Source organism: Sphingopyxis sp. SCN 67-31, assembly GCF_001725095.1.
In genome coordinates, this window is sequence record NZ_MEFH01000018.1 from 12,957 (window position 1) to 28,979 (window position 16,023).

13 protein-coding genes are annotated in these 16,023 nt (G+C 64.8%); 6 read left to right on the top strand and 7 right to left on the bottom strand.

Annotation, left to right across the window (positions count from 1 at the left end; genetic code table 11):
• Window positions 1-106: 106 nt before the first annotated feature.
• Together ABS88_RS03200 and ABS88_RS03205 are read right to left on the bottom strand one after the other, a co-directional pair.
• Window positions 107-2,326, bottom strand: a complete 2,220-nt coding sequence (locus ABS88_RS03200; protein WP_158682370.1) for a TonB-dependent receptor — start codon at window positions 2,324-2,326, stop codon at window positions 107-109.
• 253 nt (window positions 2,327-2,579) lie between these two features.
• A complete protein-coding gene (locus ABS88_RS03205; RefSeq protein ID WP_104960246.1) occupies window positions 2,580-3,899 on the bottom strand; it encodes an MFS transporter in 1,320 nt (439 codons plus the stop codon).
• A 208-nt stretch (window positions 3,900-4,107) separates the two neighbouring features.
• Here ABS88_RS03205 and ABS88_RS03210 point away from each other — a divergent pair, with 208 nt between their 5' ends.
• From ABS88_RS03210 to ABS88_RS03230, 5 genes are all read left to right on the top strand, one after another.
• Complete coding sequence (locus tag ABS88_RS03210) at window positions 4,108-4,881, top strand: GntR family transcriptional regulator (protein ID WP_104960245.1); 774 nt, start codon at window positions 4,108-4,110, stop codon at window positions 4,879-4,881.
• Between the two features lie 90 nt (window positions 4,882-4,971).
• Window positions 4,972-5,931 (top strand): hydroxymethylglutaryl-CoA lyase, encoded by a 960-nt coding sequence (locus tag ABS88_RS03215; RefSeq protein ID WP_324787693.1) that lies wholly within the window; start codon window positions 4,972-4,974, stop codon window positions 5,929-5,931.
• A complete protein-coding gene (locus tag ABS88_RS03220; RefSeq protein WP_199775043.1) occupies window positions 5,928-6,623 on the top strand; it encodes an isochorismatase family protein in 696 nt (231 codons plus the stop codon). Before ABS88_RS03215 ends, ABS88_RS03220 begins: the two co-directional genes overlap by 4 nt.
• Entirely contained in the window at window positions 6,616-7,491 is an 876-nt protein-coding gene (locus ABS88_RS03225; RefSeq protein ID WP_104960244.1) for a polysaccharide deacetylase family protein, read from the top strand. The genes ABS88_RS03220 and ABS88_RS03225 overlap by 8 nt, the downstream gene beginning before the upstream one ends.
• Window positions 7,488-8,405 carry a polysaccharide deacetylase family protein gene (locus ABS88_RS03230; RefSeq protein WP_104960243.1) on the top strand — a complete coding sequence of 306 codons (918 nt, stop codon included), beginning with the start codon at window positions 7,488-7,490 and terminating at the stop codon, window positions 8,403-8,405. Before ABS88_RS03225 ends, ABS88_RS03230 begins: the two co-directional genes overlap by 4 nt.
• Before the next feature lie 552 nt (window positions 8,406-8,957).
• Here the strand turns inward: ABS88_RS03230 and ABS88_RS03235 are convergent.
• Window positions 8,958-10,964 (bottom strand): phytase, encoded by a 2,007-nt coding sequence (locus tag ABS88_RS03235; RefSeq protein WP_286749052.1) that lies wholly within the window; start codon window positions 10,962-10,964, stop codon window positions 8,958-8,960.
• Between the two features lie 137 nt (window positions 10,965-11,101).
• Between ABS88_RS03235 and ABS88_RS03240 the strand changes: the two genes are divergently transcribed.
• Window positions 11,102-11,902: an inositol monophosphatase family protein gene (locus ABS88_RS03240; protein WP_104960241.1), complete on the top strand. Its 801-nt coding sequence runs from the start codon at window positions 11,102-11,104 to the stop codon at window positions 11,900-11,902.
• Here the strand turns inward: ABS88_RS03240 and ABS88_RS03245 are convergent.
• The 4 genes from ABS88_RS03245 to ABS88_RS03260 are packed head-to-tail and all read right to left on the bottom strand — an operon-like array spanning window position 11,890 to window position 15,966.
• Entirely contained in the window at window positions 11,890-13,014 is a 1,125-nt protein-coding gene (locus tag ABS88_RS03245) for a Gfo/Idh/MocA family protein (protein WP_199775041.1), read from the bottom strand. The genes ABS88_RS03240 and ABS88_RS03245 overlap by 13 nt on opposite strands.
• Window positions 13,011-13,211: a hypothetical protein gene (locus tag ABS88_RS03250; protein WP_067106862.1), complete on the bottom strand. Its 201-nt coding sequence runs from the start codon at window positions 13,209-13,211 to the stop codon at window positions 13,011-13,013. The genes ABS88_RS03245 and ABS88_RS03250 overlap by 4 nt, the downstream gene beginning before the upstream one ends.
• Window positions 13,212-13,216: 5 nt before the next feature.
• On the bottom strand, window positions 13,217-14,620 hold the full coding sequence (locus ABS88_RS03255) for an alkaline phosphatase D family protein (RefSeq protein WP_158682368.1): 1,404 nt from the start codon (window positions 14,618-14,620) through the stop codon (window positions 13,217-13,219).
• An 11-nt stretch (window positions 14,621-14,631) separates the two neighbouring features.
• Window positions 14,632-15,966: an MFS transporter gene (locus ABS88_RS03260; protein ID WP_199775040.1), complete on the bottom strand. Its 1,335-nt coding sequence runs from the start codon at window positions 15,964-15,966 to the stop codon at window positions 14,632-14,634.
• Between the last annotated feature and the right edge of the window lie 57 nt (window positions 15,967-16,023).

The window sequence follows — 16,023 nt, forward strand, 5'->3', positions numbered from 1 at the left end:
AACAAGGCCATAGCGGCACAACAGGCCGACAGGATCGTCCGCAGCGCGACACCACGCGATGCCGCGCCCGCGCCGCGGGTCGCTCCCGCTCGGCCCGCCGCCCGCATCAGAAGGAGAACCCGACGCGGAACAAGACCTGGCGCGGCTCTCCGGGATAGCCGGTCACCGCAGGCCGCGTCGCATTGGCGCTCAGCAACCCCGCCACCAGATAGCGCTTATTGGCGAGGTTGCGCCCCTCAATCGAAAAACTCCAGGTGCGATCGTCGCTGCGCCATCCGATCGAGCCGTTGAACAGATCCAGCGGTGCGGTCTGAACCAGGTCGGTCTGGTTGGAAATAGTATTGTACACCTTGGACGTGTGGTCCCAGTTGCCGCCGATCGTCAGCGAGCCCCAGCCATCGGCCAGCGTCGGCGAGTAGCGGAAGCCAAGGCCGATCTTCGCCTTGGGCAGCCCCTTGATCTCGTTGGCGGTACAATCGACCCAGACGCCGAACTGGTTCGCGCAGGAGAAGCTCTTGGTATATTTTCCGTCGTTGAACGCCATGTTGCCATAGAGTTCGAGATCGTCGGTCACCTTCCAGTTCGGTTCCAGTTCGAGACCCCAGACGCGCGCCGCGCCGGCGTTGAGCGTCACGATGAACGCGGCGCCGGGAATGATCGTGCTCAACTGCAGATCGCTGTAATCCGCCACATATCCTGTCGCGTTGAGCCTGAACCCGATGCTCGGGAAGTTCATCTTGGCGCCCAGCTCATAGCTGTCGACGAACTCCGCACCGAACGGAGTCGGCACGAGCTGCGCGGTGATCGGATCGCGCGAGTTGAAGCCGCCGCTGCGCGTACCCTTCGTCCATGAGATATAGGTGAACAGATTCTCGTTGACCTCCCAGTTCAGGCCCAGCTTGGGCGTAAGCGAGGAGAAGGTGGAGTGGCCCACCTGCGAGCCGGCCGCCGACCCGATCGTCAGCGCATAATAGTCCGTCGTCTCGCGGGTGTAGCGCAGGCCGCCCAGCACGCTGACCCCGCCGCCGATCGTGTAGGTCGCCTGGGCGAAGACTGCGGGCGCTTCCACCTTGTTGGAGGCATCGTCGGTCTGCGCGGTTCCCGCTGCGCCCTGCTGGGTGCCTTTTTCGGTGAAATAATAGACGCCGGCGACAGCCTTCAACCTGTCGCTCGTGTAGATGAGGTTGACTTCCTGGGTCCACCATTCGCTGTCGAACTGCACGCGGTTGGGGTTGGCGACGACCAGTCGCCCGCCATTGGCGGCGATACGCGCCGGCGACAGAAAGCTGTCATTGCCGAGGCTCTCCTGGTTCAGCCGGCCATAGCCGGTGATCGAGCCGATCTCGAGATTGTCCGTGATCGCATAGGTCGCGTTGAGGCTGAAGCCGCGCTGATAGATCCGCTGATAGAGGTTGGCGTACACTTCGTTGACCGACAGGTCGCGGTCCGGAACCGCATAAGGATCGGTCACGCCGAGCGGCGCGATCAGCGGAATGGGGATGTTGGAGTCCGAACGGTCCTGCATCGCATAGCCCGAAAGCTCGAACGTCAGGTCGGGGGTCGGCTCGAACAGGAGCTTGATGCGCTGAGCGGAACGGTCGAGATCGCCGATCCGCTCGCCATGCTCGATGCCGTAGACGAAGCCGTCACGCTTGCGGTAGATGCCGCTCACCGCGAACGACAGCACATCGTCAATAATCGGCCCGCTGAGATAGCCCTTGGCTTCGAACGCCTCATAGTTGCCGATCCCCAGCTGTCCCGCGCCGGTCCAGTCATAGGAAGGCCGCTTGGTCACCAGCTTGATCGCGCCGCCCGAGGTGTTGCGCCCATAGAGCGTTCCTTGCGGACCGCGCAGGAACTCGACCCGCTCGACATCGAAGAAATCGAAAAAGGCGCCGTTGGGCCGGGGCTGGATGACGTTGTCGATATAGACGCCGACGGTGCCGTTCGCGCGGATACCGCCCGTCTCCGTACCGGCGCCGCGCACGACGATCTTCATCTGGGACGAACCCGCCGTCGCCTGCGACAGCGTGATGCCGGGGACCTGGTTGGCGATATCGCGAACGTCGCGAACCTGCCGCTCTTCCAGCGCGCCCTCGCCCAGTGCCGTCACCGAGATGGGAGTGGTCCGCACCGTGCCGCCATAGCGCTCGGCGGTGACGACGATCTCTCCGCTACCGGCATTCCGCGATTCGTCGGCGGTCGTGGCTTCGGTCGCCTGACTGTCCGATGCCTCCTGAGCCCAGGCGGGCCCGGCCATCGCGACGGAACCCAGAAGTGCAGCAAGCAGGATTGCGCGTGCTGTAGGCTTGGACAGATGCGTCATGATGACCCCCCTCATTATCCCTGTGGCCCAATCGGCCAATTGCTCCCCGACTCTGCGCGCGGAGCGTCTTTTATGCTTCGAGGTCAGGCCGCGACTCGCGGGAGCTGCGTGACCTCATTTGTTATGCATTCATATCAAATCATGAGTTGGCCGGATCGGCAAGTGATTTGTTATAGATTTATGATGATTGAGTGGTTGAAAGCGTCATTTCGGTGACTTGGCTCGCAAGGTTCGTGCGCCGCGGAGCGCGAAATCAGGCCAAATCGGCCCGCCCACGGACAAGCGCGGCAAGAATGCCCGACAGTGCGAGCGGGATGGCGAAGCACAGGAAGACGATCCACAGCGGCAAGTGCTGTCCGAGCAGGAAACCGCCGAGCAGCGGCCCGATCACCGATCCGCCGCGACCGATGCCGATCGCCCAGCCGATGCCCGAACTGCGGACTTCGGTCGGGTAGATCTGCGCCGCCAGCGAATAGAAGCCGCTGAAGCCGCCCTGCACCGCGAGCCCCATGCCGACCGCGACCCCAAGCACCGCCACCAGCGGCATCGGCTGGCTGAACACCACCAGCAGCACCGCGCCGACCAGCATATAGCCGCGGATCAGCCAGCCGATGTCGCGTTTGGTCGCCAGCCAGCCGATGCTGGTCGTGCCGATAATCCCGCCGACATTGAAGACCGAGCCGGCCCAGAGCGAATTGGCGGCACTCAATCCCGCTTCCGACGCCAGGCGCGGGATCCAACTCGTCACGAAATAGAGCACCAGATAACCAAGGAAGATCGACAGCCACAGAATGAGCGTCGATTTCCACAGTCCGCCTGCGAACAGGTGCCCCAGCTTGGGAACGGCACCGCGGCTGCGCGGCGGCGGCAGGCTGTCGAGCTGCGGCAGTTCGAGGCGGAGGCGCAGTGCATTGATCTTCGCCAGCGCGCCAGCGGGCTGGCGGTTCTGGAGGAAATCCAGCGACTCGGGCAGGAGCATGAAGGCGAACGGCAGCACCACCGCGCTGACCACCGCGGTGCCCAGCAACGTCGCTTGCCAGCCAAATTGCGGGATCGACCAGATCGATACCAGGCCGGTCAGCACCGCGCCGATCGGATAGCCTGCCTGGAACCAGCCGATCGCGATGCTGCGCTTGCCCGGCGGCGCATATTCGCTCGCCAAAGCGGCGACGCTGGCGAGCAAGGTGCCGATGCCGAGGCCGGTCAGAAAGCGGAACCCCACAAAGGCGGGAATCGTCTGGGCCAGACCGGTACCGAACGCGCCGACCGTGATCACCATCAGCGCGCCGAGCACGACCGGGCGCCTCCCGATTCCGTCGGCCAGCGGCGCGATTACGATCGAACCGAGCATCATGCCGACCAGTCCCGCGCTGAAGATCACCCCCAGCACCTCGAAACTGACCCCCCAGTCCTTGGCCATTGCCGGAGCGATGTAGGAGATTATGAGCACGTCCATGCCATCGAGCATGTTGATCACCGCGCAGATTGCGACCACGGTGACCTGAATCGGGGTCCAACCGGCGGTGCCGGGCGCCGCTGCGTGAAGATCGCCTGTCGTGCCGCCCGTCGCCATCTTCGTCTCCCCTCGTGCCGGATGGGATATACGCCGGGATGACGGGGCGGCAAGTTATTTGTTATAGACTTATAACTTTATAGCAAATTTCACATTCGGCCCGGTAAACGGCTTTCCACGCGCCGAACTGCCAAGTTATAGGAATAGCCGCGATGCCCGACGGGCACCCGGCCATATATGCGCCTTCAGTCGCGCGGAGAGGGATTGGATGATTAGCGGCAAGCAGGAACTATCCAGCGTCGATCGCAAGACCGCCGTTCCGCTGTATCATCAGATTTTCGTGCAGTTGCGCGACGAAATAGTTTCAGGCAGCCGCCCGCACGGCTCGCTCGTGCCGACGGAACAGGAGTTATCGGACACCTTCGGGGTATCGCGGATCACCGCGCGCCGCGCGCTGGACGAGTTGGCGCTGCAGCATTTCGTCGAGCGCAAGCGCCGCGTCGGTACCCGCGTCATTTATGACCTGCCGGTGCGGCCCATCGAGGCCGATATCGGCAAAGCCGTCGATTCGCTGGTGACCTTCGGCCGCAAGACCAAGGTGACTGTGCTCGAACTGACGCGCGAGGAGGTGCAGGATCCGGTCGCGTCGCTGCTGGGGGTCCCGCCGGGAACGCGTGTCATGCGCGCGGTGCGCCTGCGCTGGCTCGACGGCGAGCCGCTGGGGGTGACGATTGCCCATGTGCCGGAGCCGCTCAGCTTCATGATCACCGAAAAGAGCCTGAGGCGGACCCCGATCCTCAACCTCGTCCAGCAATCGGGCCGAGAATTTGGCGGTGCGGCGCAGACGATCGCGGCGGTTTCGGCGGATCCGGCGATGGCGGCCGCGCTCAAGATCGACTCGATGGCGCCGTTGCTGCGAATCACCCGCGCGTTTCGCGACAAGGGGGGCGAGCCGATGCTGCTGACCCAGGCCTATTATCGCGCTGACCGGTATCAGATGCGCTTCGACCTCCAGTCGCACACGCTCCACGCCGAAATCTGAGCAGCGCGCAAAAAATTGAACGGACACCCTTGCCATTCCATGCGCTTCGGCTATTTGTTATAAGAGTAGTACAAATATAGGGCGTCAGCCGTGGCCGATCCGATGGGCGATATCGACATATTGGTAAGCGAGGTCGGTCCGCGCGACGGGCTTCAGAGCATCGCCACCATCATGTCGCTGGAGGCCAAGAAAGCGTGGATCGACGCCGAGGCCGCCGCCGGCGTCCGCGAGATCGAGGTGGGCAGCTTCGTCCCCGCCAAGCTGCTCCCGCAGCTCGCCGACACAGCCGAGCTGGTCGACCATGCCCGCACCATCCCGGGCCTCAGCGTCGCGGTACTGGTGCCCAACGCCAAGGGCGCGGAGGCGGCGATTCGCGCCGGCGCGCACAAGATCACCCTGCCGCTTTCCGTCTCCGAAACGCACAGCCTTGCCAACCTGCGCCGCTCGCACGAACAGGTGATCGACGAGGCGATCGCCATCGCCACTCTGATCCGTGCACTGCCCGCGGCTGATCGGCCGCATTTCGAGGGCAGCCTGTCGACCGCGTTCGGCTGCACGCTGGAGGGCGCGATCCCCGACGCCCAGATCGCCCGGCTCGCCGCCGCGCTGATGGATGCGGGCTGCGACGAGGTCGGGCTGTCGGACACGACGGGCTATGCCGATCCGCGCGCGGTGAAGCATCTGATCGGACTGGTGCGCGGCGTGGTCGGCGACGGTGCGCTGACCGGTATCCATCTGCACAACACGCGCGGCCTTGGCCTCGCCAACGCGCTTGCCGCGCTCGAATGCGGGCTGACCACGCTCGATGCGTCGCTGGGCGGGCTTGGCGGATGCCCGTTCGCCCCCGGTGCCAGCGGCAATATCGTGACCGAGGATCTGGTGTTCATGCTCGAGGCGATGGGCCTGCGCACCGGCATCGATATCGACCGGCTGCTGGCGGTTCGTGAGATCGTCACCGCGGCACTGCCGGACGAGGAGATGTACGGCTTCCTGCCCGATGCGAAACTGCCGCTGGGCTTCAGGCCCGCCCATGCCATGGAGATCGTATGATAAGCGAAATCGTCGGAACCCGGATGGTCAGCGACGGCAGGACCGCGCGTCAGATCTTCGAGGAGGTGATGGCCAATCCGGCCCGCGCCAAGTTCGGCTTCGGCAGCAAGCTCGCCATCGTCAATGTCGATCTCCAGAACGCCTATACGCGGATCGACCGGTACAGGACCGCCTACGAAACCGACCCGCGCCAGATCGAGCATGTCAACACCATCTCGGCCCTCGCCCGCGCCAGGGGCATGCCGGTGATCTGGACCCGTGTCGCCTATGCCGAGGATGCCAGCGACGCGGGCGTATGGGGCACGCGGACCGATACGCCGGACAGCCTGCAGAACATCAAGTACGACAGCGACCGCCACGCCTTTGACGAGCGCTGCGCGATCGCTCCGGGCGACACGATCTACACCAAGCGCATGCCTTCGCCCTTCTTCGAGACCCCGCTTCAGAGCCTGCTGGTCTGGCACAAGGTGGACACGGTGGTGATCACCGGCGGCTCCACCTCGGGATGCGTCCGCGCCGCCGCGGTGGACAGCCTCAGCCGCGGCTATCGCACGATCGTGCCGGTCGAGACCTGCGCGGACAAGCACGAGAGCTATCACTTCGCCAATTTGACCGACCTTCAGCTGAAATATGCGGACGTCGAACCGGTGCGGACCGTGATTGACTGGCTGGAGGCCCAGGCCGATGCGTGAGGGCGAGAAGGACCCCGGTCTCTATGACTTCCGCCCCTATCGCGGCCGTCCGAAGCTGGAATGGCCCGGGGGCAAGCAGGTCGCGGTCTGGGTGTCGCCCAATATCGAATTCTACGAACTCGATCCGCCCGCCAATCCCCACCGCAAGAGCTGGCCCAAGCCGCATCCGGACGTGGTCGGCTATGGTCACCGCGATTACGGAAACCGCGTCGGTCACTGGCGGCTGGCAGAGGCGATGTCGCGGCACGGCTTCCCGGGATCGGTCAGCCTGTCGGTGGCGATGTGCCAGCATCTGCCCGAAGTGGTGGCCGACGCCGCCGCGCGCGGCTGGGAGTTCTTCAGCCACGGCATCTACAACACGCGCTACAGCTATGGCATGGACGAGGCGCAGGAGCGCGCGCTGATCGAGGATTCGATCCGCACCGTGCGCGAGGCGACCGGCCAGACGATCAAGGGCTGGCTCGCCCCCGCACTGACCCATACGCCGCGTACGCTCGACCTGATCGCCGACTATGGCCTGTCCTATACCTGCGACCTCTATCACGACGACCAGCCGGGCGAGGTTCATGTGAAGTCGGGCCGGTTGATCTCGATGCCCTACAGCCTGGAGGTCAACGACCATTACGGCTTCTTCGTCTACAACATGTCGCCGCGCGCCTATGCCGACACGCTGATCCGCCAATATCAACGGCTGGCGGACGAAGGCGGCACGGTGATGTGCATCCCGCTGCACGCCTATCTGATCGGCCAGCCGCATCGCATCGGTCCGTTCGAAGAGGTGCTGAAGCACATCGCCGCCGACGGCCGCGCCTGGATCACCCGAAGCGGCGACATTGCCGATCATTACATGCAGCAGGTGGCGGCATGAGCCTCGACCCGGCCTATCTCGACTATCCCCTGCGCAAGCGGGGCATGGATCACGATTATTACCCCTATTCCAACCTGTTCGAACGGCCACCGATCGCCTGGCCTTCGGGCAAGACCGTCGCAGTGGCGATCGTCGTCGATCTCGAATGGTTTCCGATCCTGCCCGCGGACAAGCCGTTCCGTGCGCCGGGGCATATGGTCACCCCTTATCCCGATTACCGGCACTATACCGCGCGCGAATATGGCACGCGGATCGGCTTCTACCGGATGCTCGATGCGTTCGCGAAGGTGGATGCGCGGGTATCGGTCGCGATTAATAGCGCGATCGCCGAACGCTATCCGCGGATTATCGCCGATATCCTGTCCGCGGGGCACGAGATCGTCGCGCATTCGACCGACATGAACGGCACCATCGCATCGGGCCTGCCCGAGGACGAGGAACGCGCGCTGATCGCGGCCGCGCTCGACGCGTTGGAACAGGCCGCGGGCACGCGCCCGCGCGGCTGGATGTCGATCGCGCGTTCGCAATCGTTCAACACGCCGCGCCTGCTCGCCGAGGCGGGGCTGACCTATATGGCGGATTGGGTGAACGACGAATTGCCCTATCGATTCGAGACCGGCGCAGGCGCCATCGTCAACGTGCCGGTCAACCACGAGCTTTCCGACCGGCAGATCGTGACCGTCCAGCAGCAATCGGCCGATTCCTATGTCGAGCAGATCATGGACGCCTATACGCTGCTGCACGGCGAAGCCTCGACGCTCGGCGCCAGCCGCATGTTGCCGCTGAACGTCACGCCCTATATCATGGGCCTGCCTTACAGGATCGACGCGCTTGAGCGGCTGCTGGGTTGGCTGGCCGATCAGGACGACGCGGCCTTCCACAGCCTGGGCGAGATCGCGGACGCGCTGCGTTAAAACGGAGCAGAAGCAGTCCGAAAGCGTCGCGGAGCAGCGCTGAGCACCTCCCAAGCTCGCTGTCGATGACCTCGCGAGCCCGGTTCCAGCAGCACGTGGCTCACGGCAAATGCCCGCCCCCGGCTGAACCTGTATGATGTTAGCGGGTCCTGACCCTCAGGATGGCTGCCAGTCATCCATTCCCCGCTTGCGGGGAGCGCCACACAGGACGCAAGAGACTCACAATCCGCTCGCCCGTTATCCTCGGCTCAATGCGCAGGCGCCGGCGCGGCTGATCGACATATTCCCCGCCCTGCCGCCGATCGACAAGGCGGAGATCGCCGCTGCCGAACGATTGTCAGGCAAGCTGGCCGCCTTATCGCGATCACAGCGACAAGCTGTATCCGTCGCCCGCCGCGCTGTACCCTGCTTTCTCCCCCCCAATAGCTGCGGCGGCCGCTGCGCTGTGTTGGCTATTCTGCGACTGCGCATAATCCACGGGCCGAGCGCGCCCGCAGCGCCATGTGGGCATTGCTGCCCCGCCTCAGCGATCATATCTCTGTCAAAGTACCGCTATTGGCCGATTTCGAGACCGAGCGCCTTTGCCACCCGCTCCCACGGTACTAGCTTGAAATTCTGATTCTCGGGAGGCGAAACATTTCGGCCATCCTGCGCGACCATCAGGCCGTGGGGAAAGGCCGGTCCCGCCGCCATGCTGGTGACGTCGAGGCCGTCGGTTTCGGATACACCGTCGATCCCCGCCGCCATGTCGGCGCCGATGCGGAACGAGCCGACATAGGCATTGTCACCTTCACGGCGGAACACCGCATAGCTGTCATTACCCTGGCTCGAGACGACGAGATAGCCTTTGCCGTCAGCCATGGCATAGAGTCCGATCCCCTCCATATCGTCCTTGAGCGCCGGGTTGTCGGCGACTTTCGCCAGCGTCGTGCGTGCGGGACCACCGCGCGGCTCGGCACCCTCGCGCCAGATGCCGACATCCTCTTCACCGGTATAAAGCATGCCGGTCTCGTCATCGGCGACACAGCCCTCGACCTGCGTTTCGAAAGGCAGGTCGCGCACGAGTTTCGCCCGCACCTTGCCGGCGGGCGTCGCGACCAACTCCCACTGGCGCATCTTGCCGTCGCTCTGATTGACGAAAACATAGGTCTTTCTCGTCTTCGCGCTGCGATACATGCAGAGGCCATAGGGATCCTTGAAACCGGTGTCCTGTAACCCGTCCGCAACGTCGGTCAGCTTGCGCGTCGCGGGATCGAGGACATAGATCGAGATGCCTTTGGTTGTGCGATTGCTGGCCGTCACGAGCGTCACGTCGCGGCCGCCGAGGCGGAAGCCGCTTCGCAAATCGACATTGTTCATGCGCCCGTCGGGAAGGAACTGAATGACTTTCCCTTCCAGATCATACACATAGAGTCCCGATTGCTTTTGCGTCCCGATCACGACGCTTTGCGCGGGGTCGGCGGGATTGATCCAGATCGCCGGATCGTCTGCGGCGTCGCCGCCGGTCTCCACCGGCACTGTTTCGACTGTCGGGCGCGCGAGCGGCATCGTCTCGGGCGCCGGCACCGCCGGCCGTTCGGGAAGCCCCGCCGCGGCGAGGATCGCCTGCCAACCCGCAATCTTGAAATTCGGTTCCTCAGGCGAATTATCGTCATCGGCGACCAGCACGACCGGCCCTGCCACCGTGACGCTGCCGCCATCCTCGACCTGGTCGGTACCCGCCGCGAGCGCCACCGAGCCAAGATAGGCATAGCCATCGAGGGGATCGTAAATGTTCAGCCGATTGGCCGACGCGTCCGAAACAAGCAGGCGGCCGTCGGCGGCGATGCCGACACCCTTCGCTTCTTCGGTGATGTGGCCGAGGCGGACGATATCGACGATCTCGGGTGCGATCTCGGCCTCGGGTTCGGCGGCGAAGCGCCATACCCCCACGGCTTCCTGCGAGAAATAGACCGAACCGCGGTCGTCGGCGGCGCAATAGCCGATTTCCGACCCGAGCGACCAGCGCCGCGCAATCCGCCCGTTCATGGCGCCCGACGCTTCGGACGACAATCCCCACTGCTCGATCTCTCCCTTGTCACCGACGAGGAACAGATAAAGGGTATCGTCGCGATGGCTGCGCGAGAAGCAGAGCCCCGCGACCGTCATCCCAGGCTCTATTCCGGTCAGCGCGAGCGGCGCCGGGACACCACCGGCCATCACACGAAAGAGTTTGGGCGCATTATCCTTGCCATCGAGCGCGGCCAGCAACGGTCCCCCGCCCGGCGCGGCATCGGCGCGCAGATCGAGCGCGCGAATATTGCCGACCTTGTGCGTCCCCACACGTTTCCCGGCCAGATCGAAGACATCGATTCCGGCGGATTCGGCGCCCGCGAGAATCAACGAACGCGATGCATCGGCGGGGTCGGCGACGACCACGGCGCCATCGGCACCGGATCCGTCGGTCGCCTGCGTTTCGGCGGAGGCGGCGACGACCGGAATCGAAGCAGCCTGCTGTGCCATGACGCCTGCCGGAACAGCCGCCAGCCCGGCGGCGATTGCAAATAGACTCGTTTTCACGCACCCCTCCCTTTTCTCTTCGAGATCGCAATCGAGCCAATACCCGATCGTCCGACAACGGCCGCAAAAGCAGCCCGCAACATCATTTCAGAATAATTTTTCTATCTTTTCCAGAAAACAGAACGTATATTCATTCCATGCCAATGTCACCCCTTATTTCCGCCATGATCGCCGCCGCCCACGCCGCCGGCGAAGGTTTGATCGCCGATCGCGAGCGCATCGCCACGCTCACGATCCATAGCAAGGCCGGCGCCGCCGACATGTTCACCGAGGCCGACCTGAAGGCCGAGGCGACCGTCCGTGAGCGGCTGATGGCCCATGCCCCCGACTATGGCTTCCTCGGTGAGGAAAGCGGGCTGACGCCCGGCAGCGACACCGACCATGTGTGGGTGGTCGATCCGCTCGACGGTACGACCAACTTCCTGACAGGATCCCCACTCTTCGCGGTCAACATCGCGCTGGCGAAGCAGGGGGAGGTCGTCGCAGGGGTCACCTATGTCCCCGCGATGGACGAGCTGTTCTGCGCGGAAACCGGCGGCGGCGCATGGCTCGGCGAACGTCGCATCCATATCTCGACGCGCACGACGATCGAGGAATCGGTGCTGGGCGTCGGCATTCCCTTTGCGACCAAGCCGAACCACGAACAATTCTATGCCGAGATGGAGCGGCTGACCCCGCGCGTCACGGGCATCCGCCGCCTTGGGGCGGGAGCGATCGACATGGCCTGGGTCGCCTGCGGCCGCCACGACGCCTATTGGGAGCAGAGCGTCAGCGCCTGGGACATGGCGGCCGGGGTCGTGATCGTCCGCGAGGCGGGCGGCGTCGTGACCGACACGCGCGGCAACGCGCTCGACCTGATGAACGGAACCGTGCTGGCATCGACGCCCACAATTCATGAGGAAATGCTGGCGGCGCTGGCGCCAGCCTACGCCGTCTGAAGTCCGATCCAGCATCCTTCGCGATGCGACCGGCGGATTGCGTCGGCGACCCGCTCGACCGCCAGCGCGTCGGCGAAGCTCTTCGCGGCCGACGGCAAGCCTGCGGCCGCCTCCACGACGGCCTTGACCTCGATCGTCTTCAGGTCGTTGTAGCCGATCTGATGCCCCGGCGCCGGACAGAAGGCGCCATAGTCGCCATGCTCCGGCCCCGCGCAGATCGTCGTGAAGCCATTGGTGCGCCCCGGTCCGGAGCGATAGAGCCTGAGTTCGTTGAACCGCTCCTGCGTGAAGGCGATCGATCCGCGTGTCCCGCTGACCTCGAATGCCAGCCCCATCTTGTGCCCGCTCGCGATCCAGCTCGCCGCGAGCGTCCCCGTCGCACCGCTGGCGAATTCGATCACGGCATCCATCTGATCGTCGACCGTCACCGTGCGGTCGGTGCCCTGCGCATCGCGGCGCGTCGGATAGGCGGTATGGAGACGGCCCGACACGACGGCGATATCGCCCACCAGATGGCGCGCCATCGCAATGATATGGCTGCCGATGTCGGCGAGCGCGCCGCCCGCCTGATCGGGCTCGCATCGCCAATTGAACGACGCGTCGGCCGAAGCCATGAAATCCTCCGCGTGAATGCCGCGAAAGGCGGTTACCTCCCCAATCTCTCCGCCCGCGATCAACTCGCGCGCAAGGACGATCATCGGATTGTAGAGATAGGTGAAGCCGACCGCGGTGGGCAGCCCCGATGCCGCGGCGGCCGCAGTCATCGCCTCGGACTCGGCGATCGTCGTCGCCAGCGGCTTTTCGCAATAGACCGCCTTGCCCGCTTCGAGAGCAGCGATGGCGATCGGGGCGTGGAGCCTGTTCGGGGTCGCGATGGCGACGAGGTCGATGCCCGCATCGTCGATAGCCTCGCGCCAGTCGCCACTCGCCCGCGCTATTCCGAGCGATGCCGCGGCGGCGGTCGCTTTCGGCAGGTCACGGTCGGCAAGGAGCGCGACGTGCGGCGCGCGCGGCAAGTCGAAGGTGCGGTCGGCCGCCGCAAAGGCGAGGGCATGCGCGCGGCCCATGAAGCCGCTGCCGATCAGCGCGATATTGAGCGCGGGCCGCGTCACGCCCCGACAGCCTGTCGACAGCGTTCGCGTCGCCGTTCGATCGCCTGGCGCTTGACCGGTTGGCCGCCGCGCAGCTTGCGCCCGTCGTTCTGGTCGATCCGGTGGGTCCCGACCGCCTCCTCCGGCATTGCAAGCGGCAGTCGCGCCTTCACCGCCACGAACCCGTCGCGCGCGATCGGCGCCATCCCGAAGCGCATCCTATTCACTCCCCATAATAGCTGCCGCCGCGCTCGACACGCTCGCGCCGTTCGAGTTCATCCGGATCGATCACGGCGCGCCAGCTCTGCTTGCCGTTGACGAGGTCGGCGGCGCGAAGGCGGACGGGCTCGCCCGACGCCGATGCCCCGATCACGTCGCGAACGCTGAGTTCGACGCGCGGTTCGGGATCGAAGCTGAATTCGAGCAGCCCGAAATTGGTGCTGCGCACCCACGGAGCGCGCAATCGCACCTCGGGATGCTGGTCGACGAATTTGGGGGCCAGATATTGCGCCAGCCCCGAACTCACCAGATCATAGAAATCATAGCCGCCCCGTTCGGACCAGGGCACGCAGTTGACTTCGCCCTGATGGACGTCGCCCGAAATGCCGAGGCAACCGCCGATCCCCTCGTCCCGGATGAAATCGAGGATCTCGTTGCGCTCGTGGAGATAGGCGGCCCAGCTGTCGCCGCCCTTTTCGGCGAGCGACCAGCCGGTGCCCGAGGCAAGGATCTTGAACGCCGCTTTCGATGCCTTGAGCTCGCGCTTCAGCCACGCCTTCTGCCCGGCACCGAGCATCGTCTTTTCGGGGCCGTCGGGGGCCGATGGCGGATCGCGGTGGTAGCGCCCGTCGAGCATGAAGATGTCGACGGGACCAAAGCTGTGACGGAAGAAAATTCCAGGCGTGTCGGGCAGGCCGGAAGCGGGATTCGCCCACCAGCGGTCGAACAGGCGGCGGGTCATCGCCTTCACGCCGTTGTGACGATCCGAGTCATTATAGCCGAAATCATGATCGTCCCAGATCGCGAGTTGCGGCACCGAGCGGAGCAGCGGAACAAGCGCCGACACGCCCCGCTGGCGCGAATAGAGCGCCGAATAGGCGGTCTCGCTGTCACTGTCGGCATAGATATTGTCGCCGAGCCAAAGGAAGAGATCGGGCTCCATCGCGGCGATCGCCTCGAACACCGGCTGCTCGGGGTAGAGCTGGACGCGCGCGCACGAGCCGAAGGCGATCCGGATCGGGCGCGGCCGGTCGGGCGCGGTGCGGGTGCGAAAGGCAAGCGGCTGGTGGCGGTCGTCGATTCCATCGGCCTTGATGCGATAATAATAAATGGTGTCGGGCTTGAGGCCGCTAACCTCGACCACCGTGCACAGGTCGTTGTCCTGCGTCGCGGCGACCGGCGCGGTTGTTTTCGCATCGGCGAAGTCGCGGCGCGTCGCATATTCGACCGCGACCCCGAACGCCCCGCTTGCGCGCGACCAGACGGTGAAGCTGTCCGGCGTCGTCGCGCCGATCATCGGTCCGTCGAGCAAGCGTGGATAGCCGACCGCGGCGGCATAGAGCCGGCGCGGCAGCGCGGCGAGAAAAGCAAGGGCAGCGCCCCCGCGCAGAAGATTGCGGCGATGCATCGTCTTTTCCATCAGTCGCGGAGCTTCGTGTTCCATAGCGTCGTCGCCAGCAACGTCGCCAGTACCGAACTACCGATCCAGAACCAGATCACCGGTCCGAAATCATAGACATTCGTGCCATTTATCATATGCATGTTGGCGTCGATCAGCGCCCCCGACACCTGTTCCTGCACCGCCGCGCCGATATAGCTGAACACGCCGACCAGGCCGAGTGCGGCGCCGGCGACGCGCTTCGGGCAGATATCGATCGCGAACAGCCCGCCAAGCGAGGTGACGAGGCCGGTCATGCCGAGCCCGAACAGGATCACCGCGATGAAGACGATGACCGGATTGTTGGGACCGAAGAACAGCAGAAGAAGCCCGACGAGTTCGATGACCCCGAAGAGCAGATTGGCGGGCGGACGGCGCGCGCCGAAGAATTTGTCCGAGACGAAGCCGAAGGCGACCGCGCCCGCAACCCCCGCCAGCGTGCTGGCGGTGAGCATCGCACCCGCTTCCGCCAGCGAATAGGCACGCGCCTCCTGCAGATAGAGGATTCCCCAGCTGTTGATCGCGTAGCGCGTCACATAGTTGGCCGCGCTCGCCAGCGCGAGAATCCAGACCGCCGGTATTTTCAGGATCGATAGCTGGGTGGCGAACACCCCGCGCTCAGGCCCATCCTCCGCGGGCGGGGCATAATGGTCGTTCCGCCAGTCGGCGACGGTCGGCAAGCCGAGCGCGCGGGGCCGATCGGCCATCGCGTAATAGGCCGCGACGCCCGCAAGCACCGCCGCGACACCCGGACCCCAGAAGCCCCACCGCCAGCCGCCGATTGCGACGACCGCCGAGACGACCGCAAAGGTCAGCCCCTCGCCGATCGAATGCGCGGTCGACCAGATGCCGTAATAGCGCCCGCGCTCCCGGTTCGAGAACCAGCTGGCCAGCGCGACGACGCACGCCGGCGCGCCATAGCTCTGGAACCAGCCGTTGAGCCCCCAGATCAGCAGCGTCGCCCAGAACAATGTCGAGAAACCCATCGCGATGTTGCAAAGCGCCGACAGGATCATCCCGGCCGCGAACAGTCGCTTCACATTGCTGTGGTCTGCGACGAAGCCGTTGATCAGCTTGCCGGCGGCGTAAGTATAAAACAGCGCCGAGCCGATCATGCCGAGTTCGAGCGGGGTGAAGATGCCCTGATCGATCAGCGGCTTCTTGACGATATTGATCGCGAGCCGGCACGTATAGCTGACGGCATAGGCAAGCGTGATCGCCATGATGATCCGCATCCGATAGCGCCGGAACGCGCCATCGAGGCCGTCGTCGGTTCTGACCGGCAGGTCCGGACCCGTCGCGAAATATCTGAGCATCGCCTCTCTCCCGCATCCGGCGCCCTGTTGTTTCGGGTGTCCGGACATGATGCTATT